Origin of the sequence: Actinosynnema sp. NPDC023658 (genome assembly GCF_040639995.1) — a bacterium.
In the GTDB taxonomy this organism is placed as follows: Bacteria; Actinomycetota; Actinomycetes; order Mycobacteriales; family Pseudonocardiaceae; genus Actinosynnema.
In genome coordinates this window covers 1-1,737 of sequence record NZ_JBFAAX010001109.1, presented here as the reverse complement: position 1 = coordinate 1,737, position 1,737 = coordinate 1, and the positions used below count along the sequence as shown (strand labels likewise).

Genomic DNA, 1,737 nt, shown 5'->3' with positions numbered 1-1,737 from the left:
GGCGGGCGTCCCGTGTTCAGGGCGTTGCGCTCGGGGTGACGCGGGCCAGCGCGCCGGTCTCCAGGGCGATCCACAGCGCGCCGTCCGGTCCGATCGTGAGGCCGTGCGGCTCGGCGTGGGACGCGGGCAGCGGGTAGGACCCGATCGAGCCGTCGGGCGTGATCAGGCCGACCCGGTTGGCGCCCCACTCGGTGAACCAGTGGTTGCCGCGGTCGTCGGCCACGATCGCGTGCGGCCGGGCGGCGCGGTCGGCCAGGGGGAACTCGGTGGCCGCGCCGTCGGTGGTCATCCGACCGACCTGACCCGCGGCGATCTCGACGAACCAGAGCGCGCCGTCCGCGCCGGCGCAGATGCCGACCGGTCCGGCCGCGTCCGTCGGCAGCGGGTGCACGGTGACCTCGCCCCGCGCGTCGATCCGGCCCAGGGCGTTCGCCTGGTTCAGGGTGAACCACAGGGCGTCGTCCGGACCGGCGGTGATGGCCGAGGGGAACGCTCCGGTCAGCGGCAGCGGGAATTCGGTGATCTCGCCGTCGGTGGTGATCCGGCCGATGCGGTCGGCGTTGGCCTCGGTGAACCACAGCGCCCCGTCGTGACCGACCGCGATCCCGTACGGACCGCACCCCGGCGTCGGTGGCGTGAACTCGGTGATCTCGCCGCCGGTGGTGATCCGGCCGATGCGGTGCGCCTGGTACTCGGTGAACCACAGCGCGTCGTCCGCGCCCGCGACGATGATCGTCGGCCCGCGGTCGGGGTCGAGGGCGAAGCTCGTCGGCTGCTCGCCGGGCACCAGCCGACCGATCCGGCCGGCGCGGACCACCGTGTACCAGAGCGCGCCGTCCGGGCCGGTGGTGATGGCGTACGGGCCGCTGTCGCGGTCGGTGACGACGTGCGTCTCGATGGTCGGTGGCATGGCGCGGCGTTCTTCTCCGTAGTTCGGCGGCCCTCGTTGTGACCGTCACGAATTTTGTCCCGATCATGCGTGTGTGCGTGCGCGGTGCGGGGTAGACCACGAACGCCGTGGACACGCGTGTGCGAACGGTAGGCCAGCTTCGGCCGGCCGGGTCAGACTGGCGCGGAACGTTGAGCAACCCAGCCTCCGCGCCGGTCTGACCTCCCTTCGCGCACGCCCGTTCAGCCGCCTGACGTGCAGCTCAGCTCGGGGTCCGGCGTCCCGGGGCCGTTCGCGGTGAAGCCGAACGTGGTCGAGCCCCCCGCCGGTACCTTCCCGTTGTGACCCAGGTTGGTCACCGTCACCGAGTCGGCGTCCACGGCGAGGGTGCCGTTCCACAGGTTGCTGATGGCGTGACCGTCCGGCCGCGGCCAGGTCACGGTCCACGTGGTCAGCGGGTGCTCGCTGACGTTGCGGACGGTGACCTGGGCCTGGTAGCCGCCCGGCCAGGAGTTGGTGATCCCGAAGCGGGCCCGGCAGTCGGAGGACGCGACCGCAGCGGTGGTCGTCGTCGTCGTCGTGGTCGTGGTGTCGGGGGACGGGACGGTGGTGTCCGCGAGGGTGGTCGCCGGTGGGGTCGCGGACGTGGCGGTGGTGGCCGAGGTCGGCTCCGCCGAGGTCGAGGTGGTCGAGGTCGGGCCGGGTTGGGCGTTGCTCGGCGACTCGTCGCGGGCTAGCGAGTTGCCGATCACGATGCCGCCCGCGAGCAGCACCACGGCGCCGGCGATCAGGGCGATCCTCCGCCAGGGCAGGTGGCGCTGTGCCGCGGGCATCGGCTGGGTGTCGCC

General features: G+C 73.1%; 2 protein-coding genes. Both read right to left on the bottom strand.

The window, feature by feature from the left end:
* Window positions 1-16 precede the first annotated feature (16 nt).
* A complete protein-coding gene (locus tag AB0G02_RS38600) occupies window positions 17-910 on the bottom strand; it encodes a virginiamycin B lyase (protein WP_360804985.1) in 894 nt (297 codons plus the stop codon).
* A gap of 221 nt (window positions 911-1,131) precedes the next feature.
* On the bottom strand, window positions 1,132-1,737 hold a 606-nt coding region (locus tag AB0G02_RS38595), incomplete at its 5' end, for a cellulose binding domain-containing protein (RefSeq protein WP_360804982.1).